The organism is Methanothrix thermoacetophila PT (assembly GCF_000014945.1).
Classification (GTDB): domain Archaea; phylum Halobacteriota; class Methanosarcinia; order Methanotrichales; family Methanotrichaceae; genus Methanothrix_B; species Methanothrix_B thermoacetophila.
Genome location: NC_008553.1, coordinates 1,602,642 through 1,628,768, shown reverse-complemented (window position 1 = coordinate 1,628,768; position 26,127 = coordinate 1,602,642). Strand labels below are relative to the sequence as shown.

Here is a 26,127-nt window from a genome sequence, read left to right as displayed (position 1 = left end):
TCCCCTCTCGTAATGTCAATCTGAAGATTCAAGCTGCCATTTGTATTAGGTAACATCCGACATGCGCCTGCATCACCATTCGACCATACTGCACACCCATGATGCAATTGGTATGCTACAGATTCAGCCGCCCGAGCGCTGCCCTGACCGCGGCCTCCATCACGTCGACTGGCTCATCCAGACCGGTCCAGATCCTGAAGGCTGCAGCACCCTGATAGACAAGCATCATGACCCCATCGATAGCCTTCGCTCCTGCTCTCCTCGCATCCCTGAGAAGCTCGGTCTCCCTGCTGTAGATTATATCGAATACAACCTGCTCTGCTTTCAGGATACTCCCATCAAAGAGCCTGGGATCTCCATCACGCATTCCCACAGATGTTGCGTTTATCACTACATCAGAGACTCTGACGAGATCATCGATCTCCCCGAACGGGCGGAACTCCAGGCCGAGATCACTCGCGAGCGCCAGCCCCCTCTCAGGTGTCCTGTTCGTTACAACGATCTCTGCGCCATCTTTGGAGAGCTGGTATGCGATGGCTCTGGCAGCGCCTCCTGCGCCGATCAGAAGAACATCAGCGCCTCTGACATTCACGCCGTAATGCCTCAGGGCAAGTGACGCGCCGATCCCATCGGTGTTGTGCCCCCGGATCCCTCTTTGGAATGATACTGTGTTAGCAGCTCCGATAGCCTCCGCAGTCTCGTCCGGCTCGACCACCGATATCGCGCTCTCCTTCAAGGGTATCGTCAGGTTGAGTCCCCCAAAGCCCATGGCATCAGCGCCAAGAATAGCGTCCCTCAGCCTTGGTATTTTAACCCTGAACGCATGGTAGCTCGCCTGAAGCCCCATGGCCTGGAAGGCGGCGTTATGCATCACAGGCGAGAGGCTGTGCTCTATCGGATCTCCGAGAACAGCATACACCTTCAAAGGAGCACCCCCATCAGGGATCCAACAACCCCGCCGAAGAGCGTTGCGACCAGGTTAACGCCGTTGTTTGTGAGCAGACCTCTTCTCTGAAACACCGCGCCCATCAGGCTATCGAAGTTTGATCCGAGAAAACCGCTCGTCATAGCAATCAGGAAACCATTCGCGCCTGTCATGCTTATAGCAACAGCGACCAGTCCGATGGCTGCAGCGCCGGCCAGCGATGCCATCTCCCCAAGAGGTGTCACCCCCCCGTCGACCCCCGGGTCCACGGGCTTGAGTGTGGTTATCATCCGCGGCCTGGACCTGCTGGTCTCACCTATCTCGCTGGCCAGCGTGTCTCCATTTGCAGTGGCCACAGCGCCGAGGAAGGCGTAGAAGAATATCTCGTTGCCGTATATACCATAGCAGAGCGCGGCCACAAGTGGAACCAAGCTGTTGCTGTACACGTTTTTGTATCCTCTAACGCCGCATTTCTCCTGAGCGATTCCCAGGCTGTACTTATACGAATACCCGTAGCGCGTGAACGCGCCACCCATAAGGTAGAAGCAGAGGAGAAGCAGAAACCACTTCAATCCGGCGAAGAGAACCACCAGGATGCATATGATCACCTCGCTGAGCACTGCATCAACATCTGCAGCTCTCGCCCAGTAAGCTCCAACTCCCAGAATCACAGCAAATATGTATATCATCAAGATGTTGCTGAGCTCAGGAAGCGGGTATTCGAAGCTGAAGAGCCACATGACCATGCACGCGCCAAATGGCACAGTGAAATCCATCTCCCTGGAGACATGCTGGAGGAATGCACCGCTCAGCCCTCCGAGTATGGTCATAAACAGTATTTTCTCCTGCAGAAGATAGGGTGCGGAGAGGTACGCAGCCGGATAGCCGATCGCCACAGTGGCCATTATGTATATGAAGCTGCCCGCGAGCTGCTGGAACCTCTTTGATACAGTGTAGGCCACAGTAGGCAGGATGAAAGATATCGCCACAACATACATCGGGAGATTCAGATGCGTGTATGTCAGCGCCTCTCTGAGGACCAGAAGCAGTATGAGCGATGCACACAACATTCTGGCGGGTCGATGAATGATGTATACGATGGCGAGAATAACTGCTGTGAAGACGCCTGTCACGGGGAGCAGGAATGCCAGCGCCCCTATGGCGAGCCTCAAGGCGTCCTCTTTCTGCATGGCCAACCAGTCGCAATCCAACCAAAAATACTTTGCCTTCGAGAGATGATCGAGAAACACAGGCAGTGTTGCATCTAAGAATCGATCTGTGCCGATCGATGCTGCCGGAGAGATTCATGTGATACACAAATTGTACGAAAAGCTCCTCGAAAGGGAGATCATGAGCCATCCCATCCCAGGGTGTGTGGCATTTGTGATATCAGCGTTTGACGGCCACGGCCTGGAGAAGTTCAGGGATCTGATCGAGTGGAGCGCATCGCTCGGCATAGAGAACCTGCTGATACACGTAGGACAGCACTCAGGGGATCTCGCGTCCCCTCTCGAGTCCATGCTCAAAGACGCTCCCGCGGACGTGAGCATCATCGACGCTGATAGATCAAAATCGACGGGAAAGGGCGGGATCAGCGTCACAATCTCCCTGGGATACGGCGGGAAGAGGGAGGTAACAGAGGCCATAAGGTCTGTTCTCATGGATGTTGCTGCAGGACTGATAGAGCCGGAGGAGATAGACAGGAATACCATAGAGCGGTACCTCAGGTTCAAGCAGAAGCCGGACCTGGTCATAAGGGCCGGTGGCAGAAGGCTCAGCGACTTCATGATATGGCAGGCTGCGTACTCTGAGCTGTACTTCACAGATGTCGACTGGGCATCCCTGAGGCGATTGGACTTCCTGCGCGCAATAAGGGATTTCCAGAGAAGGGAGAGGAGATTTGGAAGATGAACTGGCGGATCTGCTCAAGCAGAGCAGCATTATTTCAGTGCATGCCGACTCCTGACAGCCCGCTCATCTCTTTGGCCGTAACCTGTTTCATCGAATCCCACACATCGTTCCAGATTCAATACCACGTCCTTGCTGTCGGTTTCAGCAGAGCCATTGAGTTTTTCGAGAACACGACCTTCATCAACTGGATGAGAGCAAAACCGAAGATTCTGCTATCCTGCTTGTATTCAGCCTCAAAACGTTTATCTTCTTGAAATATGCTCTCCATCGCTAAACGCAGGAGACCCATGGATATGAAGAAGGACAAGGATAGCAAAGATAAAAAGCAGAGCAGAAAGCGCCTGCCCGAAAGATACTGGTATGTGGGTCTTGGTCTGCTGTTTCTGCTCTCCATCTACCTCAGGGCTGTGGTTCCATTCAGGAATGTGTTTATCGGAGACGCGGTCAGGTTCAGCAGCGAGAGCGACGCATGGTATCACATGATGCTCGCCAAGACCACGTTCCTCCACTGGCAGCGCCCATGGTTCGATCCGCTCACAAACTTTCCGAACGGGACGCCGCTCCACTTCGGGCCGTTCCTGAGCTGGGGTGTTGCTCTGCTCTCCAAGATCGTTGGCCTCGGCGGCTCGGATCTTCACACGGTTGATGTGGTCGGGGCGTTCTGGCCTGTGATAATGGGCTCGCTTCTCATACTTCCAGTGTACTACATAGGAAAGGAGATAGGCGGAAGGGGCTGTGGCATAACAGCAGCTGCGCTCTCAGTGGTGCTTCCAGGCCAGCTCTTCTCCAGAACAGTTCTCGGGTTCACCGATCATCACTCCTCTGAGATCCTGCTTAGCACTCTATCGATGCTGCTCTTCATTCTGGCATTCAGAAGCGGTCGACTCCTGAGCTTCAGGACACTCCGGGATCTCAGCTCTGTGAGGCGCCCGCTGATTCTGGCTGTGCTCGCGGGAATTGCCCTCGGCCTGTACGTCGATGCCTGGTCCATGGGAATCCTGTTCGAGGGTATACTGCTGATCGCGATAACCATACAGAGCGTGGTCGAGCACTACCGCGGGAGGAGCGGGGAGTATCTGGGGATCATAGGGGCGATCAGCCTGTTCTTCGCCTTTCTCATGGTAATTCCCTTTGCGCACTCATACAACAGATTCAGCCTGATTCAGTACTCCCTCTTCCAGCCATCGATGCTGCTCCTGGGCTCGATATTCTGTTTTGAGATGGCAGTGGCATCACGCGAGGTATCGAGACGCGGACTCTCACGGGCACTCTACCCGGGATCGATCGCGGCTGTTATCGTTGTAGATCTGATAATAGTAGTCCTGGCAGTTCCCGAGCTATTCAATGCAGTTGTCTACGGTCTCAAGACATATCTTCTCCCACGCACGGGTGGCGCTGCAACGGTCGCAGAGCTCTCGCCCATATACATGGACCTCGGGCGGGGGGTTACCGGGATAGATGAGAACTTCCCGGGAGTGATCCGCATACTCTCTCCGTTCTACATCGCGATCATAGGCCTAGGCATGCTGGTTTACAGATATGTGAGAGACTCAAAAGCACCATATCTCCTGATCATAGTATGGAGCATTGTAACTCTGATCATAACGCTCGCTGCGAACCGCTCCGCCTACTACTACGCGGTCAACGTCGCCCTGCTCTGCGGTTACCTCGCGTCTCTGGTCTATGCGCGCGCGGGATTCTGGGAAATAGAGGATGTTCTTGCGAGATCGCCATCGAACCTTACCAGAGATGTGCGGCCTGAGCGGCTTGCGTCAGCGGCTGCTGTGATACTCATAGTGATAATCCTGGCATATCCGAGCGTTATCAGCTCACATGCAATAGCGAGGTACTCAGTTGGGCCGAATCAGGACTGGGTCAGCTCCATCGAGTGGCTGCGCAACAACACACCATACCCCGGGCTTGATATCTACAATGTTTACGAGCGACCTCCAGAGGGACAGTACTTCCAGTATCCAGAGACAGCATACGGTGTTATGTCTTGGTGGGACTACGGGCATCTCATAGAGACCATAGGCCACAGGTATCCTAATGCCAACCCGTTCCAGGAGGGGATCGGAAGCAAGACCGCAGGAATACCTGGGTCATCCCCGTTCTTCCTGTCTGAGAGCGAGAGCGAAGCTGAGGATGTGCTCACCCGCCTGAACGAGAGCAGATCTCCCTACCTGAATGCGCGGTACATAATGACAGATGTGGAGATGGCAGTCACCAAGTTCCATGCGATTGCCGCGTGGAGCAGCATACCCCTCACGAGATACACAGGCGCGGTCTACCAGCCTCAGGCCGACAGCCTCGTCCCGATACAGGTCTGGATGCCGGAGTACTTCAGGACGATGGTGGCGAGGCTTCATTTCTTTGATGGAAGCGAGGTCGAGCCACAGGATCCGGTGGCTATCGCATACACACGAGTCACGATGCCAGACGGCACTCCTCTCACAGTCATAACAAAATCTCCGCTCATACCTAAGAGCGAGGGCGAGCTTGAGAGCTTCATAAACGAGAGCCTGAGCGAGGGGTATAATGTCAGCGTTGTGAGCAGGAGCTTCGCGAGATCGCCTGTGTATGTCGAGGCGCTGCAGCACTACAGGCTTGTTCATGAATCCACAACACAGGTCACATCGGAAGGAAACAGGTATGTCAAGACATTCGAGCATGTCCCCGGCGCGGTGATAAAGGGCAGGGCATCTCCTGGATCGAGGGTCGTGATCGAGGTCCCGATCATGACGAACCAGAAGAGGCTTTTCATCTACAGACAGTCAAATGTCACAGACTCGAATGGAGAGTTTGTCCTGGTGGTTCCGTACTCGACTGAGGGACCGGTGGTCGGGGGCACGAACTTTGACACTGCGCCCATAGGCGCATACAGGCTCACAGTAAACGGCACGAGCAGAGAGGTGCGCGTGTCAGAGAATGACGTGCTGGGCGGAGGGATCGTTGAGGTATGATCCTCGGGGAGATGAGCTGGCCTGAGATAGAGAAGGGGCTGAAGAAGACAAGGACCGTGATACTGCCTGTGGGGGCTGTCGAGGAGCACGGTCCGCACCTCCCAGTGACCACAGACACACACCAGGCACTGGAGGTTGCTTACGAGGTTGCGAGGAGGCGCGAGGTCTTCGTCGCGCCGCCTGTGCACTACGGCATATGCAGGAGTACGAGGGGCTTTCCAGGAACTGTGAGCGTTGGATTCAACGCCCTGAGAGATTACGTGTACGACATTCTTCTCGGGTTCCACGAGAGCAACTTCAGATACGTGATGGTTCTCTCAGGGCATGCCGGAGGGCAGCACATGTCATCTCTTAAAGAGGCGTGCCAGAGCGCTGTGAACAATACAGATCTCAGAATCAGCCTGCTGACCGACTTTGATCTCATAAGGTGTGATACGCCGGGGGATGGCCACGCGGGAGATATTGAGACGTCAAGAATGCTGCTCCACAGGCCGGATCTTGTCAGGGGCCTCCCGCCCGCGAACCATCCGAAGCGCCCAAGATACCTGATCCTGAGATCGGTGCGGGAGTTCATGGGCAATGGGATCATGGGGGATCCGAGCAGTGCGAGCGCCGAGAAGGGGGTCAGGTACTTCGAGATGGCTGTGCGGGGTGTTCTGGAGGCGCTAGACGAGCTGGAGGGTTTCTCTGTGTGAAACACTCCTATCTATATTTACATCTGTTCATGATGTGAATGATCAGGGCAGAACTTTTGTAGGTGCAGGTATTTTCGCCGTACCTGAGGTTGAATGATATCTCATGGGACGTCTCAGAATAAGGAGAGGTTGTATACGATAAACAAGATTCAACCACTTATTCATGAGATGTCTCAGGTACACAGGACCGGTGGGATGAAACAATGGCATCGGAGAGAGATTTGAGGATTCTTGAGGCCATATCAGATGGATGCTCAAACCCGCAGGAGATCGCAGACCGTCTTAATATAAAAATAGAGGCTGTTCTATCAGCAGCGGAATCTCTTGCAGAGAGCGGGCTCATCAGTGTGGACAAAAGGGTTATCGAGCGTTTCTCGCTGACCGAGGAGGGGAGAAGATATGCGCATGAAGGTCTCCCTGAGAGAAGGCTCATAGAGATGATAGGTGAGGGAAAGCCGGTATCCGAGCTTCAGGACCCAGCGCTGAAGATCGCCATAGGATGGGCTCGAAAGAAGGGCTGGGTTCGGATCGATAAGGGTGTTTTGAGACCGCTGGGCAGGCCTCCCGAGGGGGAGGATGAGATCGCGCTCAAAATGCTTCTTGAGGGAGAGAAGAGCAGGTCGGAGCTCGGCAGCGCCATCGATCTGCTGATCAAAAGAGGTCTGGTGGCACCGGAGCGGAGCAAATCCTGGAGGTACGAGATAACAGATGCGGGGAAGCAGGTGCTATCTCAGAGCAAGGAGATCATTTCTAAAACTGCTGGATACGGCGCAGCTGTTACTCTGGTAAAGGAGATCTCCCAGCTCACCCCGGATATCATAAAGAGCGGCGCATGGAGGGAAGCGAGATTCAGGCCCTACAACGTCAGGGTTCCTGGTGAGACCATCTATCCCGGCAAGATACATCCGTACAGGCGGTTGATGGACCGGATGAGAAGAATCATGCTCGAGATGGGGTTCACGGAGATAAAGGGGGAGATAATACAGTCGAGCTTCTGGAACTTCGATGCGCTCTTCCAGCCACAGGACCATCCGGCCAGGGAGATGCAGGACACGTTCTATCTGGACAGCAGGGCTGAGATCCCTGATTACAGAAGTGTGAAGGAGATGCACGAGCACGGCGGCAGGATAGGTTCCACAGGATGGGGCGGCGTTTGGGATCCGGAGATCGCCAGGCAGGAGGTCCTCAGGACGCACACAACTGCGATAACAATAAAGTATCTGGCAGACAACCCCGACCCTCCGGTCAAGGCATTCTGCATAGATCGCGTTTACAGGCGTGAGGCCATCGATGCGACTCACACCCCTGAGTTCGAGCAGCTTGAGGGGGTTGTGATGGACAGGGGCGTAACGTTCAGCAATCTTCTCGGAATATTAAAGGAGTTTTACTCAAAGATGGGATTCGAGGAGGTCAGGTTCAGGCCCGGATACTTCCCGTACACAGAGCCGAGCGTCGAGCCCGAGGTCTGGATAGATGGGCTGGGCTGGGTGGAGCTCGGGGGCGCTGGCGTCTTCAGGCGCGAGGTGACCGCGCCATTCGGAATAGAGCATCCAGTGCTCGCATGGGGTCTGGGTGTGAGCAGGCTGGCGATGCTCCGGCTGGGCCTGAAGGATCTGAGGCTTCTCTACCAGCCAGATATCGGATGGCTGCGGGATACTCCCGTATCTGTCTTCAGGGGTGTCTGAGATGCCTGTCGTGCGTTTGTATTACGAAGATCTTGAGGAGATGGTCGGCGCCTCAAGGGAGCTCATAATTGAAAGGCTGCCGATGATGGGTGCAGATATTGGCAAGAGCCCGGAAGCGGATTACATCGATGTGGAGTTCTTCCCCGACAGGCCGGATCTCTACAGCGCTGAGGGCGTGGCCAGGGCGCTGCAGGGTTTTCTGGGAATAAGGCCAGGACTCCCTGAGTACCAGGTCCACACCGGATCTGTTGAGATGCGCGTGGATGAGTCTGTGAAGAGTGTGCGCCCGATAATAGGATGCGCAGTTGTCAGGGGCCTCAGGTTCACGGATCCTTTCATAGAGTCGCTCATGAGCCTCCAGGAGGACCTCCACTGGGGTCTCGGGAGAAACAGGAGGAAGGTCGCGATAGGAGTTCATGATATCTCCAGGGTAAGACCTCCATTCAGATACATCGCAGAGGATCCCGACAAAAGGAGGTTTGTGCCGCTCGATTTCGATGAGAGTATGAGCATGAGGGAGATACTTGAGCGGCATCCGAAGGGTGTTGCATACCGTCATATCCTGGATGGATTCGAAAGGTTCCCCCTGATCGTGGATGCTGATGATAATGTCCTGTCATTCCCGCCGGTAATAAACGGGGAGCTGACCAGGGTCAGGGAGGATACAACAGATCTGTTCATAGATGTGACAGGCACGGATCCTGTTGTCTACAGGGCTCTGAACATAGTGGTTACCGCCCTGGCAGAGCGCGGCGGAAGGATAGAGGGCGTGAGGATGATCTCCCCTGATAAAGAATGGATCAGCCCGGATCTCTCCCCTGCACGCTGGACTGTGACCACATCAGAGGCGAATAGCCTGATAGGCTTCAACCTCTCCGCAGAGGAGCTCGCGGAGTGTCTCAGACGCATGAGGTTCGGAGCACGCCATCTTGACAACGACAGTGTTGAGGTGCTGGTCCCTGCGTATCGCGCGGATATAATGCACACCTGGGACATCATAGAGGATGCGGCCAAGAGCTACGGCTATGAGAATCTGAAGGCAGAGATGCCGAGAACGCTGACGATCGGCAGACCTCACCCGATGGAGGAGCTCAAGGATGAGGTTCGAGATCTGATGGTCGGTCTGGGCTATCTAGAGGTGATGCCATTCACCCTTACAAATGAGAAGGTCCACTTCGAGATGATGCGCAGGAGCGCCGGCGAATGCACGCGCGTCATGCACCCGATAAGCGAGCTTCACACCATAATAAGAACGGCTGTACTTCCGGGGCTGATGGAGATCCTTTCCCTCAATCAACACCATGCTCTTCCACAGAGACTCTTCGCGGTGGGGGATGTGGTCATCGATGGGAGAACAAAGTGCCACCTAAGCGCGGTCTCGATACACAGCGGAGCCGGATTCGCGGAGATTAGCTCTCTGGTTTCCGCAATCATGAGAGAGTTGAGGATCAGTGCAGAAGTGGTAGAGTCGAGCGATGGCGCATTCATACCCGGTAGGGGCGCGGATCTAATGCTCAATGGGGCCAGAATCGGATGCTTCGGCGAGATCCATCCAGAGGTGATCTCTGCGTTTGGACTGGAGCATCCTGTAGTCGGAATGGAGCTGGAGCTATCACTATAAGCATTGAGGCCAGTGGATGATGAGACAAAACGACCACGATCCCATACGCTTGGGCTCCGTTGTATCACAGCACTCTGATGGTTTGGTCGTAGAAATGTTTATATACTACGATGCAATAGGTTCGAGGGCCAAGATGTGGCGAGTTGATCGCGGAGAGAGGCGCGGTGCAGACGGGCAGATATGCCTGGATGATTGCACTGGTTTCCGCTCTGCGGTACATTTTGTTGGGGTGGAGACGGGAGTTTGAGCTCCCTGTCTGACGTTGGTCAAGTGGCGACCCAGCCAATTCCGGCCGATGGTAATACTGGTTGATCCTGCCAGAGGTTACTGCTATCGGGGTCCGACTAAGCCATGCGAGTTGAATGTCCGAAAGGGCATAGCGCACTGCTCAGTAACACGTGGACAACCTGCCCTGAGGACTGGAATAATCCCGGGAAACTGGGGGTAATTCCAGATATGTCAGAACTCCTGGAATGGGTTCTGGCAGAAAGGCTCCGGCGCCTCAGGATGGGTCTGCGGCCTATCAGGGTAGTAGTGGGTGTAACGTACCTACTAGCCTACGACGGGTACGGGTTGTGAGAGCAAGAGCCCGGAGATGGATTCTGAGACATGAATCCAGGCCCTACGGGGTGCAGCAGGCGCGAAAACTTTACAATGCGGGCAACCGCGATAAGGGGACCTCGAGTGCTGGGTTACAAACCTGGCTGTTGGGCTGCCTAAAAAGCAGTCTATAGCAAGGGCCGGGCAAGACCGGTGCCAGCCGCCGCGGTAACACCGGCGGCTCGAGTGGTAACCGCTATTATTGGGTCTAAAGGGTCTGTAGCCGGCCGACTAAGTCTCTTGGGAAATCTGGCATCTCAAGTGTCAGGCTGCCAGGGGATACTGGTCGGCTTGGGACCGGGAGAGGTGAGAGGTACCTCGGGGGTAGGGGTGAAATCTTGTAATCCTCGAGGGACCACCAGTGGCGAAGGCGTCTCACCAGAACGGATCCGACGGCAAGGGACGAAAGCTAGGGGCACGAACCGGATTAGATACCCGGGTAGTCCTAGCCGTAAACGATACTCGCTAGGTGTCGGCCACGGTGCGACCGTGGTCGGTGCCGTAGGGAAGCCGTGAAGCGAGCCACCTGGGAAGTACGGCCGCAAGGCTGAAACTTAAAGGAATTGGCGGGGGAGCACCACAACGGGTGGAGCCTGCGGTTTAATTGGATTCAACGCCGGAAAGCTTACCGGGGGCGACAGCAATATGAAGGTCAGGCTGAAGACCTTACCGGATTCGCTGAGAGGTGGTGCATGGCCGTCGTCAGTTCGTACTGTGAAGCATCCTGTTAAGTCAGGCAACGAGCGAGACCCACGCCCACAGTTGCCAGCGATCCCTCCGGGGAGGCGGGTACTCTGTGGGGACCGCCGCTGCTAAAGCGGAGGAAGGAGTGGGCAACGGTAGGTCAGTATGCCCCGAATCCCCCGGGCTACACGCGGGCTACAATGGTCGGTACAATGGGTATCGACCCCGAAAGGGGTAGGCAATCCCCTAAAACCGATCGTAGTTCGGATTGAGGGCTGAAACTCGCCCTCATGAAGCTGGAATCCGTAGTAATCGCGTTTCAACAGAACGCGGTGAATACGTCCCTGCTCCTTGCACACACCGCCCGTCAAACCACCCGAGTAGGGTCCGGATGAGGGTGTATCCTCTTGATACATTCGAATCCGGGCTTTGCAAGGGGGGTTAAGTCGTAACAAGGTAGCCGTAGGGGAATCTGCGGCTGGATCACCTCCTAGTGTGCATAAATCGGCCGGAAGCTGATAGGTTCGTCACTTGACCTGTTGCTGGGATCTATGGGCTTGTAGCTCAGCAGGTAGAGCGCCGCCTTTGCGAGGCGGAGGCCCTGGGTCCGAATCCCAGCAAGTCCATTGGGTGCACCTGTGGAGAACTGCTCCACAGGGAAGGGCTGATAATCAAGATGAGGCCACGTATACGCTTTGCAGACCAGACGCTCACTGAGATCAGTGGGACGATTAAGCTGCTGATATGCCAGCCGGGGGATGGCTCGGCTCGAGCGCTGATGAAGGGCGTGCCAAGCTGCGATAAGCCCCGGCGAGGCGCAGGGAGCCTTTGAACCGGGGATGCCCTAATGGGAAATCCCAGTTTCATGCTGATCCGTAAGGATCGGGAACGCCCCGGATTGAAACATCTTAGTAGGGGCAGGAGAAGAAATCAAAACGAGATGCCGTCAGTAACGGCGAGTGAACGCGGCAGAGCCCAAACCGAATCCCGAAAGGGAGATGTGGTGTGATAAGCACCGCTCATAACGGTCTGGCAAGGGAATCCGAAGTGGCCTGGAACGGCCCGCCAAAGAGTGTGATAGCCACGTAGGAGCAACCAAGCCGGATCCGAGCGGCGTCTTGAGTACCGTGAGTCGGATATCTCGCGGGAAGTTGGGGGTCACCAACCTCCAAGGCTAAATACGTCTCGAGACCGATAGCGCAGTAGTAGGGTGACCTAAAGCTGAAAAGAACCCTGGATAGGGGTGTGAAAAGAGCCTGAAATCGGCTGGCGATGGTGCGTCACGGCATGTGAGGACCTTCAGGCCGAAGGAGGTCGTCGCGAGGCGACAGTACGAGGCCTGATGCCGGTGTCGTGACTTACGTTTTGAAGAACGGACCAAGGAGTGCATCTGGCTGGCAAGGTTAATCTCGAAAGAGAGTAGCCGAAGCGAAAGCGACATGCGCGCATCGATGAGAGAGGCGCGGCGTATGAAAGTGCGCGGAGTCAGCTGGATGCGACCCGAAGCCGGGCGATCTAGGCGTGGGCAGGTTGAAGCGTGGCGAAAGCTGCGTGGAGGACCGCTAGCGGTGCTGATATGCAAATCGCTCGCGTGACCTGCGTCTAGGGGTGAAAGTCCAATCGAGCCCGGAAATAGCTGGTTCCTCCCGAAACATGTCGCAGCATGACCTGGCCGGAGGCAGTCGGCGGAGTAGAGCACTGATTGGGGATCCCGGGCGGGAAACCGCTCGCTCTCCTGTCAAACTCCCAACACGCCGTCGCCTTAGATGGCCGGAAGTCCGGGCTGGTGGGTAAGCTACTAGTCCGTGAGGGAGACAACCCAGACCGTGGTTAAGGTCCCAAAATGTCGGCTAAGTGTTAACACTGAAGGGCGTCCTAGACCTAAGACAACTGGGAGGTTAGCTTAGAAGCAGCTACCCTTTAAAGAGTGCGTAACAGCTCACCAGTCGAGGCCTAGGGCCCCGAAAATGGACGGGGCTAAGCCGACTACCGATACCACGGAGCGCCGCAAGGCGATCTGGTAGGGAGGCGCCGCGCGTGGGTGGAAGCAACTCCGTGAGGAGTCGTGGACCACGCGGGGACGAAAATCTTGGTAGCAGTAGCAGCAAAGTCGGGTGAGAATCCCGACCGCCGTAAGGGCCAGGGTTCCTGGGCAACGATCGTCAGCCCAGGGTTAGTCGGTCCTAAGGTGTGCCGTAACTCGAGCACATCAAATGGGAAACAGGTTAATATTCCTGTACCTACCGGCACTAAAACCGACGCTTCCGGATATGCCTGACACCCGCGCCAGGGTGCTCAAGCGCCGAAGTCCGCGGAGAGCCGTCATGGCGAGAAACGGACGAATGCGTGATGACGCAAGCAGGCAAATTCCGGGAGCCCGTGAAAAGGGAGCCGGAGGCCGTACCGAGAACCAACACTGGTGCCCCGAGCTAAGAAGGCTCAGGCGTGTCGGAAGTAATCCGGCTAAGGGAATTCGGCAAATTAGCCACGTAACTTCGGGATAAGTGGTGCCTGCTTCGCAAGAAGCAGGTCGCAGTGACGAGGGGGCTCTGACTGTCTAATAACAACATAGGTGGTTGCAGACCCGAAAGGGCAAGTACAACCACTGAATCCTGCCCAGTGCGGGTACCTGAAAACCCGGTACAACGGGAAGAAGGGCCCGTCAACGGCGGGGGTAACTATGACCCTCTTAAGGTAGCGTAGTACCTTGCCGCTTAATTGGCGGCTCGCATGAATGGATCAACGAGAGCCCCACTGTCCCTAGCCGGAACCCGGTGAACCTTACGTCCCAGTGCAGAGTCTGGGGACCCCTGATGGGAAGTGAAGACCCCGTGGAGCTTTACTGCAGCCTGCCGCTGGGTTGTGGTTCTGGATGTAGAGCATAGGTAGGAGGCGTCGAAACCCGGGCGCCAGCTCGGGCGGAGCCACCACTGGAATACTACCCTTCTGGAACTACCACCCTAACTCCGAAAGGAGGACACCGGTAGGTGGGCAGTTTGGGTGGGGCGCCACTCCCTAGAAAAGATATCTAGGGAGCCCTAAGGTCGACTCAGTTGGGTCGGAAACCCAACAAAGAGTGTAAAAGCATAAGTCGGCCTGACGTCATCCCGCATAGCAAAGGATGACGAGACGAAAGTCGGGTTTAGCGAACCTCTCAGCCCCCTTGGTGGGGGCGTTAGATGACAGAAAAGCTACCCCGGGGATAACAGAGTCGTCACCGGCAAGAGCACATATCGACCCGGTGGCTTGCTACCTCGATGTCGGTTCTCTCCATCCTGGCCGTGCAGCAGCGGCCAAGGGTGAGGTTGTTCGCCTATTAAAGGAGATCGTGAGCTGGGTTTAGACCGTCGTGAGACAGGTCGGTTACTATCTGTCAGGGGTGCTTCGCGGTCTGAGGGCAGGCTGGCTTTAGTACGAGAGGAACAAGCCAGCGGCGCCACTGGTCGATCGGTTGTCTGGCAAGGCACGGCCGAGCAGCTACGCGCCACAGGGATAAGGGCTGAAAGCATCTAAGCCCGAAACCCAACCCGAAAAGAGACCGCTCCAAGGGCCCTCGTAAAAGACGAGTTCGATAGAGTCGGGGTGTACGCACCAAGGCAACGAGGTGCTCAGCCCGCGACCACTAACCGCCCAAGCAGCCGCCCCGCTGACCTCAGGCGAATTCTGGATCTGTAAAGCGTATACACAACGCGCCAAGGTGGCGGAGAGGCTACGCAAATGCCTGCAGAACCAAACCAGCGGATAGCATTACCACTCCGGTTCGAATCCGGACCTTGGCTTCAAATCAGAGAGCGGCGGCCATAGCGGCGGGGAAACTCCTGAACCCTTCCCGAACTCAGAAGATAAGCCCGCCCACGTCCTGCACTGTACTGAGGTGCGCGAGCCCTCGGGAAATGCAGGTCGCTGCCAACTCTCAATAACAATTCTCACTGGTAGATATTTTCATATGCTCTTCCCACATGATTTACCCACATGATTTATGAATAACTCGTTTGCAGAATCATGGGCTATACGCTTCCTGGGAAATAAACGAGTGCTCCAGCCTCGGATCGCACCGCATCCAGGTTGCTGAGCAAATAAAAAAGCGAGAGATTTCGGTTTCTTCTGGCAAATTGAATGATCTCATCCGCCCTGAAGGAACTGCAATCACTTCCACATACGTAAGAAGCTATCTTGAAACTGTGCTATTTTCGGTGAAATCTTCACTCTGCTCTTCTGAGCACGATCTCAGCACCCTCTTTTACGGATGTGAAAATCCCGAGACCCTCAGAGATCCTGCCGATGTGGTTCACCGGTGAGTACGGCTGTGTCCTCCCGAAAAAGATGCATATCGCATGCCCCGGCACCCAGTACGAGATGTCTCCGGCAGTTGCTGATGGTGATGGATTCTCATCCTCACATATAAGAGATGTTCCGAAGTAGACCTCCTCACCCCAGAGCATCGCCCTTCCCTCGATCGGTAGCGCATTCCAAACAGCCTCAGAAGTTTGCGGATTCCTCCCATCAAGCTCCGCGATGGCTCTGCCAAAGCCTTGTATATCGATCTCGATTCTTCTCAACAGGATCACCTCTGCTCACATCATGAGACCACAGGCAGCGTGAAGCAGAAAGCAGTCCAGCTGCAGCCATCCGATTCTATCCATATTCTTCCCCCATGGACCTCGATGATCCTCTTGACTATGCTCAACCCCACCCCGGTGCCATCGCTCTTCGGATCTACCTTGTAGAAGAGATCGAAGACCTTCTCCCTCTGGCTCTCTGGTATTCCGATGCCGTTATCCCTGACGCAGAAGACGCCATCTCTATAGAATATCTCTATCACAGGCCTCGTATCTTCTCCCGTGTATTTTATGCTGTTGTCGATCAGATTGACCAGTGCCTCCACGAGCCTTTCGCGGTCGACGCGAACTGTGGGCATCCCCTCCGCCACCCTCAGCTCGGCGGATCTCTTTTTAACCGCCTCAGCGAGCTGATCGATCGCCTCTCTCACCAGAAGCTCGAATGGCACATCCTCAGGTGGGTTGGTGACTTTGCCTATCCTGGAGAGCTCCAGGATATCCCTCAGGAGCGCATCCATATTTTCACACGATCTCTGGACGGTCCTCAAGCTCTCCCTCGCCTTTTCCAAATTCCCTTTCTCGAGATCGAACTCCGCAAGACCTGCCAGCCCGCTTATGGTTATCAGCGGCCTCCTGAGGTCATGGGATACTGTGTATACAAAGCTCTCTATCTCCGCATTCCTCTGCTCCAGCTCTGCAGTCCGCTCTTCGACCATCTGCTCCAGCGACTCCTTGAACCTGCGCAGCTCCTCCTCTGCCTGCCTTCTCTCTGTGATATCGATGAGTGTGCCAATCAATGCCATCTCCCCGCCGAGCTCCAGTGTGCCGGATGCATACTCCACCCATCTGACATCTCCGTTTTTCGTGATTATCCTGAACTCGTATCTCGGTGGCGTCGGCTCACCGCGGAGCTTCCGCGAGTACATCTTCTTTAGCCATGCTGCATCCTCGGGATGGACCACCATCCATACAGGCGCACCTATCAGCTCGTCCCTGCTGTAGCCACTCATCTCCTCTCCGGCTCTGTTGACATACACAAACCGCTCGTCTCTCATGATCGCTATGCCTGCAGCGGTGCTCTCTGCCAGCACCCTGAACCTGTGCTCGCTCTCCCTCAGCGCATCCTCCATGTTCTTCTCAGCTGTGATGTCCTCACCCAGAGACTGGTACTCGAGAACCTCGCCATTCTGGCCGAATATCGCTCTGTCGGTCCATCGCTGCCATCGTATCTCTTCTCCTCTCTTAACGCGGTGCGTATACGTCACATACGGCCTCTCCCGGGTCAGGCCTCTGAACCTCTCGAGAACCGCCTCTCTCTCGTCCTCAGGTATCAGCTCAAGGAACGATCTGCCAACGATATCCTCTCTTCTGAATCCAAAGTAATTGCAGTAGTTCTCGTTGACAAATGTGAGAACACCATCACGATCAAATCTGCATACGAGAAATGGCATGCCCTCCACGATCGATCTGTACCGCGCCTCGCTCAGACTCAGAGCGTTCAAACGCTTCACATTCTCTGTGATGTCACGTATCACCTCTATGGCTCCCTCGATCCTGCCTTCCGAATCGTATATTAGCGCGGCCTTGAGCCACAGATGCGAACCCTCTGGCCCGAACGTGGGTATGAAAACCTCCGCGGTGAGCACGTCGCCATCTCGCTGCAGGTTTCTGTACTCCCTGGACATGGATTCGTCGTATCCATGGAGCACAAGGTCTGCAAGCACCGGCCTTCTGTAACCATAGAACGGAATCGCACACTCGTAATTACCCTTTCCGAGCATCTCTTCCTTTCTCACGCCGGTGAGGGCCTCCAGTGCCCTGTTCCAGATGATCACCCTCCCATCCATGTCCATGCCAAGGGCAGGATCAGGCATGAACTCCAGGATATCCATGAGCCTCCGCTGGGAGTTCTTCAGCTGCCTCAAAACCGAGTAGTAATCGGTGAGATCTGTTATAACCAGTATCCCACCAGCAGGTCTGTTATCAACGATCCTCGGGGCTCCTGTAATGAGCACCGGCACGATCGAGCCATCCTTTCGCAGAAACCTCACCTCATAGCTGGTTGTGAGCCCCTCAAGTCTCTTCGCCCTGCTCTCCAGAAGTAGGGGGATGTCATCTGGATGCAGAAAATCTTCAGTGGATTTCCCCACTATCTCGCTCAAGGAAAATCCAAGCATGTGGGCGAAGGCCGGGTTCGCGTATTCGATGATCCACCGCTCATCAACAACCTTCGACACGACAACACCCTGACCTAGCGAGTTCAGTATCTGGAAGGCTAGCTCGCGATCAACGCTTGGATCTGACATGCTCAGGTGCCTTGGTGTATAGCTCATATTAGAAAGTTTTGATGAGTTTTGGCACTTTTGAAAAGTTGTAACATCCATAAAACATGCCCTGCTGATGGTGGTGAGTGTAACTTTTGGGAAGAGATGTGAACCCTCATTCATTGGATCAGATGGCTGAACCGAGACATTTACATTCCCGGATCTCCACTCTGGAGTGAAACGACTGGAGCTGCAGTCACTCTGGCAACGCTGGGCTGCCTCTCTGTTAAGCGCACCAATTCGCAGAAGCCCACCGCCCTGGATGTCATGTGATCGCATAAACGCTCTGTCGGTTGTGATGTGCATATGATGTGATCGGCATGGATCTCTGTGTTGTGCCCTGTGCAGCATTTGGATTCCTTCTTGGCGTGATCAGCGGCCTGATACCGGGACTGCATGTCAATACCTTTGCCGCAATACTTCTCGGAGCGGCACCTGCGATGATGGAGCTGGGGCTCAGTCCGTATCATGTGGCTGTGATAATCCTGGCGGCCAGCATATCCCAGACGTTCCTGGATGCCATACCGACGGTATTCGTGGGCGCGCCTGATTCTGATACAGTGCTCGCGGTGCTGCCCGGTCACAGGCTCATGCTGAGAGGCAGGGGCATAGAGGCTGTGCGTCTCTCTGCTATAGGCTCAGCCGGATCGGTCCTGGTCGCGCTCTCCCTGATACCGCATCTCTCGTGGGTGTTCAGCAATTACTACGATATCCTCATGGAGCATATCGGGCTTATCCTGCTGGGCATAGCTGTCATAATGATACTGAAAGAGCAAGACCTCGATCCAGGGCCGTACCAAACATTGAAGAGGAGGTCGTTCGCGATCTCGGTCTTCGTGACGAGCGGCCTGCTGGGGATGTTTGCGTTTGAAAACCAGGACCTCCTCTCATCTCCTCTGGGACTCGAACCAGATGTGCTTCTGCCGCTGCTGAGCGGGATCTTCGGAGCATCCTCTCTGATCCTGAGCATATTCTCGTCAACGAAGATGGCGGAGCAGAGGGATACGGGTTTTGATCTTCCAGCAGTGCCACTCATGAGATCGATTCTTCTTGGGGGAGCTGCAGGCTCCGTGGTCGCCTGGATCCCTGGAGTCTCTCCCGCGGTCGCGACCATGCTCACAAGGCTCGGAAGGGGGATCGAGGATGAGGATCAAGCCGCCAGAGAATTTCTTGTATCAGTCTCTGGCGTCAACACATCATGCGCCGTGCTCTCACTGGTGGCTCTATTGGTGATAGGCAGGCCGAGAAGCGGCGCTGCTGCAGCAATAAATGAGCTCATAGATCTCGATGCAGGCCAGGTGTATATGATGATAGTAATCGCAACAGCCGTGGCGTTTATATCGTACATATCAACAGTATGGCTCGCCTGCATCGCAGGATCTCTTCTATCAAAAATCGATTACAAGAATCTCTCAATCATCGTCCTCGGAGCACTCGCTTTGATTGCCCTCATCTTCACAGGAACGTTTGGCATCTTCATATTTTTCATCTCCACGCTGATAGGCCTCATCCCACATCTTGCCGGAATACGGAAAATGCATGCTATGGGCGTGCTGATGCTGCCGCTTATAGTCTACTACCTCTCCGGCTGAGATCGTGGCGATGGGAATGATCTTGTTGTACGCTTAGATCGCCAAACATCTGAGATCCCGAGTGCCTTCTAGAGGATTGAGTCGACCACCAAAGACCGCTGATAATGGCACATCCTGAAAATTCAGAGTAGAATATGCCCCATGTCCATTTAAAACCAGACGGCAAAGGCCTTTATGCTCGATACAGGCCAGTCCTCCATGCCGAACGTGCCACCCCAGCTCCTCTTGAAGATCTGCTTTGTCTGCGGCTCTATCAGCGTCATCTCTATGCCGCCATCCTCCTCGAGCGTCTCAGCGTGTGCCTTCCCGGATGCATCTGACGGAGATCTCGTATCGATGCCCCAGAGGTTTCCAGTGATCTCAGCGATATCATCAAGCATCAGATCTGCCCGCATTATCTCATCCCCAAGCCTGTGGGAAGGAAGAGCGTATGACACATCCTCAAGCGTCACAACCCCCACGATATCCATCGACCTGGGCGAGGAGAGGCGTATGAGAGAGCATGCGCATCGCGGATTGTACTCCCTGAACATGTACCAGAGCCTTCTCGCGCTGATATCTCCAGATAAGTCTGAGCCCTGCGGCTCCGGCCTGAAAGCGCTCAGCACTGCTCTGACAGACCTCATGGGTATAGCAATATAACTATAATCATTTGGATATATAGAGCTGCGAGCACCAGTTGCATTGTACACTGCCTTCATCAGCATCTGATAGCTCAGCACCAGATCATCCATAAAAAAATGTTATTCATTCCAAATATAAAAATTTTTTCTGCACCCTCTGTGTGCATATTCGCCATGAACCGCGGCAGTGCTGGGGCCGCAGGCTAAATTCACACCTATCTAGTAAGCTACTCGATCTCGCTGCAAACAACACTGCCGGTCTCTCTCAGGATGAATTCTGAATATTCTGATAGGAGTGCGGGCACGCTGGCCCCAATTATAATATACTATGATGATTAATATGGTAAACAGATATGCTATGGCACGCTGTTCTTTGTGTGGCGCAACCTCAAACATGATCTCAGGAGAGCTGAAAGTATGCCTTGGCTGCATAAGATCCAAGCCGGAAGAGTCTCTCGAGATTGCGATAATGGCACACAGGAGGAGCAGAGCTGCGTACGGGCTTCCAGAGGAGCCACCAAGGGATCCGCAGGGTGCGCGGTGCAGCATATGTGTAAATGAGTGCAGAATTCCTCCTGGCGGCATGGGATACTGTGGTCTGCGGATGAATGCTGATGGAGAGATGGTGGGTGTCACACCAACACAAGGAAAGCTCTCATGGTATCATGATCCACTTCCGACGAACTGCGTCGGCGACTGGGTCTGCGCAGGCGGGACGGGCGCCGGGTATCCGAAGTACGCGCACTCAAACGGCCCGGAGATAGGTTACAGGAACCTAGCGGTCTTCTTCCATGCATGCACATTTAACTGCCTATACTGCCAGAACTGGCAGTTCAGAGCTGAGACGCTCCGCCCGTGGATGACTGATGTAAAAGAGCTGGTGGAGAGTGTTGATGAAAAAACCTCGTGCATCTGCTACTTCGGCGGCGATCCAGCACCGCAGCTGCCGTTCGCCCTGAGGGCATCTAGGATGGCCATCGACGCGAGAAGGGATCAGATTTTCCGGATCTGCTGGGAGACAAACGGCTCCATGAATCGTCATCTTCTTGATGAGATGATCGAGCTCTCCCTGAACAGCGGTGGATGCATCAAGTTCGACATCAAGGCGATGGATGAGAACCTCCACAGGGCGCTGACAGGGGTCTCGAACAGGAGAACGCTGGAGAACATCTCTGCCGCGATGGAGATGATGGATGAGAGAGAGGTGCCGCCGCTCGTCATCGCGAGCACGCTTCTGGTTCCGGGATACATCGATGAGGAGGAGGTCAGAGGTATAGCGGAGTTCCTGGCATCGCTCAACCCAGAAATCCCGTACACGCTGCTCGCGTTCCACCCGCAGTTCTACATGAGAGACATGCCGTTCACGTCAAGGCCGATGGCCATGCGGTGCCTCGACGCTGCGAAAAGAGCTGGACTCGAGAGGGTGCGTGTGGGGAACGTTCACATCCTGACGCCAGGATGATCTCAGCCTTTTTTTCCAGGGCTGGTAGGAGGGACGTTATTTTGGGAACAGCAGATGGAGAACCCGGACCGCACAAAATTATGCTGCAGAAGGAATGACCTCCTCGACCTCGCAGCTTCCGATCTTCTCGGCAAGCTTGGCCAGGACCTCCTTCCGCATCCCGCCCACAAACTTGATGGAGCCTACAACCAGGTGACCCCCTCCGCTCACGCCACCGTTCGGGATCTCCTCCATCAACTCTTTGACGATCTGCGGTATGTTCATCTTCACCCCTCTGCTCCTCAGAACCGCGAAGTCCGGGCCGTATCCTATCGTGACGACCGGCTTCCCATCGTACTTCTTGCACATCCTGTCGTGGATCTCTCCGGATGTCTTTCCTGGCGGAGGAAACGTGAACTTGTGCGCATAGTTCTCGACGTCTATTACATTCATTATCGCTCCATTTGGAAGCTTAGTGCTCTTCACGTTGCCCATGCTCGCCCTGAGCTGATCCTCGATGGCTGCATTCGCCTGATCGCAGAGCAGATCCACTATCCTGCGGTGCCTATCCAGCCTCCCCAGGCAGAGGATATCGTTTATCAGGCCGCGACCCTCATTGAACCTTAGCCAGAACGCCTCATAATCGAGAGCAAGAGCGATCTTCTTGAGATCCTCCTCCCTGAACCTGTCCTCGACGAGCTTGATGTACTTCTCCGCCTCAGGAGCCTCGCTTCTGTCACCTACTGCAGAGACAGCGGCAAGGTGCTTGATCTTGTTCTCCACATCAGGGTTGATCATCCGGGCGATCTCCACACCCAGCATTCCTGTTGTGATACCAAAATCGCCGCCCGCGTGCGCTGGATTCACATGGGCGATGAGATACTGATCGACAATGTCATTTGGATGGTGGTGATCGACCACAACCATCTCCAGGCCGTATACCTGGGCGTGCTTCATCGCAGGCACGTCCTCCTCCGTGGAGCCGTTGTCGATGAGAACTACGAGCGGCATCTTCTGGCCGTACCTGGACTGGTCCTCAAGCGCATAGCTGAGATCCTTTGTGACGTCCTCGAGCTCGTAGAATGGTGCCTTTGAGGGAGCACGCCTGTAGCTATAGTACTCTGCATCCGGCCCGCCAACCTCTTTCATCAGAGGAAGTATCGCGGTCTCTATCGCGACCGCAGCTGAGATACCATCGGCATCTGCGTGATGTCTTATTACTATAGGCTTCGACTTGAATATCGCTCTACGAATCGCCTTGGCGACCGCCCTCATCCTTGGCCTGAGCCTCTCCAGGACCTCGCTCTCTATGAGCAGTGGCGGGTCAAAGGGCTCAGCTCTCCTGTCTATCGCCTGCTCGATCTCCTCCCTGACCTTCGTCGCCTCCCCGCCGAAGAGTTGCTTCATCGAGCGGATCTCTATCTGCATCTGGTTGTTTCTAATCGTCGGCTCGCCGATGACCTTGACGACCATATCCCCCTGAATCTCTGGATAGGCCCGAACACCTGCTCGCTCGAAAGCAGCGCATGAGACGGTGCCGCTATCATCTGCGATTGTGAATATTGTGGGGCCAGCAGTCTGCTTTACCTGAATCACCTCTCCCTTGATGCACACGATCTTTCCAAGGTGTTTTTGCAGATCTGATGTCTTTGTGAGCGGCAGATCCTTTTCCACAGTTATCACATGGTACTCCTTCAGCTCGACCGGCTCGAGCTCTATATTGCCGTTCGGAGCGATGTTCTTCACCCTGACGAAGAGCTTCTCACCAACCTCAGGCCTGAACCTCAGATACCTGTTGTGCGCAAGGCCGCGCATGTTCTCGTTCAGGTCCACAAAGGCGCCGAAGCTCGCCAGCCCGGACACACTCCCCTCGTATATGCTCCCGACCACAAGATCGGCCGTGTCGCACGCCTTATCAAGGATGTACACGAGAGGAGTGCGTGAGCATCTCTCGCACAGATCTGCCTTCAAGCTCAACCTGGTCCCGCACACAAGACATCTGTACTCTCTGCCGAGACCACCACATGCCTCGCACGTCTCTGTTATGGGTATTCTGCCCGTCCCGTTGCAGACCGCGCATCTCGCTGAGCCCTCCTGGAGCAGGCTTGTTATATCAGAATCCCTCGCCTCGGTCAGTGTTATGGACTCCGTCTTCCCGGTCCCATCGCAGTTGGGGCAGGTACGTTCACCGACGACCACGAAGCCCTGCCCACCGCATCTCTCGCAGACTTTCATCGCCAAAGTGAAGATTTCTTCAAGATTTATCAATTTTGGGATCCCATGGGAGCAGGACATCCGGAAAGATGCCAGAATCGGCTCATGAACCGATCGCTGGGCTGGAGACGACTCATGTTTCAGCCAGGAGTGGCCGACGCGAAGGATTTTACTGCCACCCGCTCCTCCCGGTCGAGCATCAGTATTATCCCGGATCCCATGAGACACATCACGCTTGTGAACATGAACGTGGCAGTAAATCCGAGCATGCTGGCTATGGCCGCACCGACTGCTGCTGTGAACGCAGTCCCGAGGCCTGTGGATGTGGAGTATAGAGACCACTCGAACCCCTCGCTGCCCCTCTCCACATTTGCGCTCCACAGAGCCACCCAGGCGGGATATGCGAGACCGCTTCCGACACCGTTGATGATCTCTGCGATATACACCTGATATATGCTGTCAATGAACATGTACATGACAGGCACACATGACACAATTGATGTCCCTACGAGGAGCCACCTGCTCTTGTTATTCACCCTGTCAATGTACATCCCGAATGGCAGCTGGACCAGTGATTTTGTAACCAGGAAGAGCGTGCTTGCTATTCCTGCGGAGAGGACACTGCCACCCGCAACACCATCATTTATGAATATCGCCAGTATGGGCTGTATCAGCCCGAGCCCTGTGAGCATGAGGATATCCGATAGCATCAGCAGCTTTGTAGTGCGATTCACAGCCAGTCACCTCCTTTATATTTAATTAATATTATTAATATTAAGTTTGATGAATATGCACTGCTAAGTGTGGAGCTCAAAGAAGGGCGCCGCTATATCCCCGAACGTATTCTGGTGTAGATTTTCACCATTACAGTTGAGGCTAGCGACATAATTAATCGTTTAATTGTGAGAAGTAATAGTATATATACTTTTCTATCAGCATGCCTCACTGCTGCTAGTAATCTGCGGGATGCCGGAATTGTTTACATTCAAATTGTTGCTGCCGTCAATGTAAATAATAGACATTTGGTCATTGACTTATAGCATTGGAACACAGCATGCTCGTCCATGTGATTCGTCGGATCAGCAATCTTGCAAGATGCTGAGAGCGATTGATGCTAGCTGTACATAGCTTGCCCCTTCCGATGTTCAGCTTCATTTGCCTCGAAGTCGTCTCAAAATTCCCAGGCGTATTGATTTATGTGGATTGTATTTCCGCGCATGATCGATGCAGATCCGCATCGTTGCTTAAATAGTTTCGAGACGAATTCCTAGATAAATTCGAAATATCATCAGATCTGGTGGGGGTGCCTGGAGAAGGTTTCTTTTAATCATGAATTCATCGATTACAGCGTGTTAAAACCAGCTCCAATATCCCAGATCAACAGATTTTAATACGTTATCCCATATTGTACTGTCAAATGAGCATGTTGGTGAGAATCAACAGGATATGCGCATGGATCCTTCTGTTTCTGATGGTGATATTCATAGTAACCGGCTACTCCTGGCACGAGCGCGTGATCATGAACCCCCGGCAGGCGGCGCAGATCCATACGACACTGGATCCCCTCCTTGTGCTGTTCTTTCTCATACATGTGACGATAAGCGCTCGCTTTGCATTCATGAGGCATGGCCTGCGGGGCAGGGCGGTCGATCTCCTGTTACTCTCTATTGCTCTTCTGTCGTATATCGCAGTGCTCAGGGTGGCGCTGTAGGTCTGCGCATGTGATCAGTCGCATGCTGCGCTCAGCTGCTCAATCTTTTCGGCCAAACGCCTGGCTCTCGTGAGGTGCACCTCCATGCGCCTCAGGAGCACATGCGGAGACTCAGAGGCTGTGGTGCACAGCGCGGTCCAGTATGACAGCTCGCTCATGATGCCGCGAACGTACTCCTCGAGCTGCGGAGAGAGGCGGTCTTTTTCGCGAAGCCTCTCGGTGTCGTCCCATATTCTCTCCTCCAGGCTGGCGATCTCGAGCAGGATCAGATTGAGCTGCCTCTCGACATCATCCATCGGTATCACCCCAGACGTACCAGTAAGAGCTGTTTTTAACAAGATCGTGGAATAAGCATGATGATAATTTATCTCGGATGGCTGGCGGAGCTGCTCCACATTGAACGTCAGCCTGCCGGCTGATGAGCAGCTGCCCCACTTGTGCTTCATAGGAGGATATGAATCTCGCGTGGCTCCACGCCGATCCTCTCAGACCATGCGTGCACCTTCGGCCTTGAAGATGTCCGCTGGCATGCTCTCCTCAAGAGGCTGCCATTCATCGAAATGCATAACAGGACCAGTG

16 protein-coding genes, 2 tRNA genes and 3 rRNA genes are annotated in these 26,127 nt (G+C 54.6%); 13 read left to right on the top strand and 8 right to left on the bottom strand.

The window, feature by feature from the left end; genetic code table 11:
- Window positions 1–115: 115 nt before the first annotated feature.
- Together aroE and MTHE_RS07855 are read right to left on the bottom strand one after the other, a co-directional pair.
- Window positions 116–925 carry a shikimate dehydrogenase gene (gene aroE / locus MTHE_RS07860; protein WP_011696665.1) on the bottom strand — a complete coding sequence of 270 codons (810 nt, stop codon included), beginning with the start codon at window positions 923–925 and terminating at the stop codon, window positions 116–118.
- Window positions 922–2,115, bottom strand: a complete 1,194-nt coding sequence (locus MTHE_RS07855) for a TIGR00297 family protein (RefSeq protein ID WP_175265927.1) — start codon at window positions 2,113–2,115, stop codon at window positions 922–924. Before MTHE_RS07855 ends, aroE begins: the two co-directional genes overlap by 4 nt.
- A 118-nt stretch (window positions 2,116–2,233) precedes the next feature.
- Between MTHE_RS07855 and MTHE_RS07850 the strand changes: the two genes are divergently transcribed.
- The 10 genes from MTHE_RS07850 to rrf all read left to right on the top strand — a co-directional run bounded on the left by MTHE_RS07850 (window position 2,234) and on the right by rrf (window position 14,996).
- Window positions 2,234–2,836: an undecaprenyl diphosphate synthase family protein gene (locus tag MTHE_RS07850; protein ID WP_175265926.1), complete on the top strand. Its 603-nt coding sequence runs from the start codon at window positions 2,234–2,236 to the stop codon at window positions 2,834–2,836.
- A 293-nt stretch (window positions 2,837–3,129) separates the two neighbouring features.
- On the top strand, window positions 3,130–5,799 hold the full coding sequence (locus MTHE_RS07845) for an oligosaccharyl transferase, archaeosortase A system-associated (RefSeq protein WP_175265925.1): 2,670 nt from the start codon (window positions 3,130–3,132) through the stop codon (window positions 5,797–5,799).
- On the top strand, window positions 5,796–6,494 hold the full coding sequence (locus MTHE_RS07840) for a creatininase family protein (protein WP_011696661.1): 699 nt from the start codon (window positions 5,796–5,798) through the stop codon (window positions 6,492–6,494). Before MTHE_RS07845 ends, MTHE_RS07840 begins: the two co-directional genes overlap by 4 nt.
- Window positions 6,495–6,697: 203 nt before the next feature.
- Window positions 6,698–8,179, top strand: coding sequence for a phenylalanine--tRNA ligase subunit alpha (gene pheS / locus MTHE_RS07835; RefSeq protein ID WP_011696660.1), 1,482 nt, complete (start codon window positions 6,698–6,700; stop codon window positions 8,177–8,179).
- 1 nt (window position 8,180) lies between these two features.
- Entirely contained in the window at window positions 8,181–9,800 is a 1,620-nt protein-coding gene (gene pheT, locus MTHE_RS07830) for a phenylalanine--tRNA ligase subunit beta (RefSeq protein ID WP_011696659.1), read from the top strand.
- A 301-nt stretch (window positions 9,801–10,101) separates the two neighbouring features.
- Window positions 10,102–11,576: ribosomal RNA gene (locus MTHE_RS07825) — 16S ribosomal RNA — on the top strand.
- Window positions 11,577–11,637: 61 nt separating this feature from the next.
- Window positions 11,638–11,710: transfer RNA gene (locus tag MTHE_RS07820), tRNA-Ala, on the top strand.
- Between the two features lie 104 nt (window positions 11,711–11,814).
- Window positions 11,815–14,728: ribosomal RNA gene (locus MTHE_RS07815) — 23S ribosomal RNA — on the top strand.
- A gap of 47 nt (window positions 14,729–14,775) precedes the next feature.
- Window positions 14,776–14,863 (top strand) — tRNA-Cys (locus tag MTHE_RS07810).
- An 11-nt stretch (window positions 14,864–14,874) separates the two neighbouring features.
- Window positions 14,875–14,996, top strand: a 5S ribosomal RNA gene (gene rrf, locus MTHE_RS07805).
- The 16S, 23S and 5S rRNA genes sit together here with 2 tRNA genes alongside, the layout of an rRNA operon.
- Before the next feature lie 290 nt (window positions 14,997–15,286).
- Here the strand turns inward: rrf and MTHE_RS07800 are convergent.
- Both MTHE_RS07800 and MTHE_RS07795 read right to left on the bottom strand, forming a co-directional pair.
- Window positions 15,287–15,652: a cyclophilin-like fold protein gene (locus MTHE_RS07800; protein ID WP_394296052.1), complete on the bottom strand. Its 366-nt coding sequence runs from the start codon at window positions 15,650–15,652 to the stop codon at window positions 15,287–15,289.
- An 11-nt stretch (window positions 15,653–15,663) separates the two neighbouring features.
- On the bottom strand, window positions 15,664–17,949 hold the full coding sequence (locus MTHE_RS07795; protein ID WP_011696657.1) for a PAS domain S-box protein: 2,286 nt from the start codon (window positions 17,947–17,949) through the stop codon (window positions 15,664–15,666).
- A gap of 338 nt (window positions 17,950–18,287) precedes the next feature.
- Between MTHE_RS07795 and MTHE_RS07790 the strand changes: the two genes are divergently transcribed.
- Entirely contained in the window at window positions 18,288–19,559 is a 1,272-nt protein-coding gene (locus MTHE_RS07790) for a tripartite tricarboxylate transporter permease (RefSeq protein ID WP_011696656.1), read from the top strand.
- Window positions 19,560–19,708: 149 nt separating this feature from the next.
- Here MTHE_RS07790 and MTHE_RS07785 read toward each other — a convergent pair whose 3' ends face one another.
- Entirely contained in the window at window positions 19,709–20,293 is a 585-nt protein-coding gene (locus MTHE_RS07785; protein WP_175265924.1) for a hypothetical protein, read from the bottom strand.
- Window positions 20,294–20,555: 262 nt separating this feature from the next.
- Here MTHE_RS07785 and MTHE_RS07780 point away from each other — a divergent pair, with 262 nt between their 5' ends.
- Window positions 20,556–21,644: a radical SAM protein gene (locus tag MTHE_RS07780; protein ID WP_217417056.1), complete on the top strand. Its 1,089-nt coding sequence runs from the start codon at window positions 20,556–20,558 to the stop codon at window positions 21,642–21,644.
- Window positions 21,645–21,722: 78 nt separating this feature from the next.
- On the opposite strand, the gene MTHE_RS07775 is transcribed toward MTHE_RS07780, so the two are convergent.
- Complete coding sequence (locus MTHE_RS07775; RefSeq protein WP_175265922.1) at window positions 21,723–23,858, bottom strand: DHH family phosphoesterase; 2,136 nt, start codon at window positions 23,856–23,858, stop codon at window positions 21,723–21,725.
- Between the two features lie 119 nt (window positions 23,859–23,977).
- A complete protein-coding gene (locus MTHE_RS07770) occupies window positions 23,978–24,571 on the bottom strand; it encodes an MFS transporter (RefSeq protein WP_011696652.1) in 594 nt (197 codons plus the stop codon).
- A 683-nt stretch (window positions 24,572–25,254) separates the two neighbouring features.
- Between MTHE_RS07770 and MTHE_RS07765 the strand changes: the two genes are divergently transcribed.
- Window positions 25,255–25,548 (top strand): hypothetical protein, encoded by a 294-nt coding sequence (locus tag MTHE_RS07765; protein ID WP_175265921.1) that lies wholly within the window; start codon window positions 25,255–25,257, stop codon window positions 25,546–25,548.
- Between the two features lie 14 nt (window positions 25,549–25,562).
- Here MTHE_RS07765 and MTHE_RS07760 read toward each other — a convergent pair whose 3' ends face one another.
- The gene (locus MTHE_RS07760; protein WP_011696650.1) at window positions 25,563–25,844 is read right to left on the bottom strand and encodes a hypothetical protein; all 282 of its coding nucleotides are present in this window, start codon (window positions 25,842–25,844) and stop codon (window positions 25,563–25,565) included.
- Window positions 25,845–26,127: the final 283 nt, after the last annotated feature.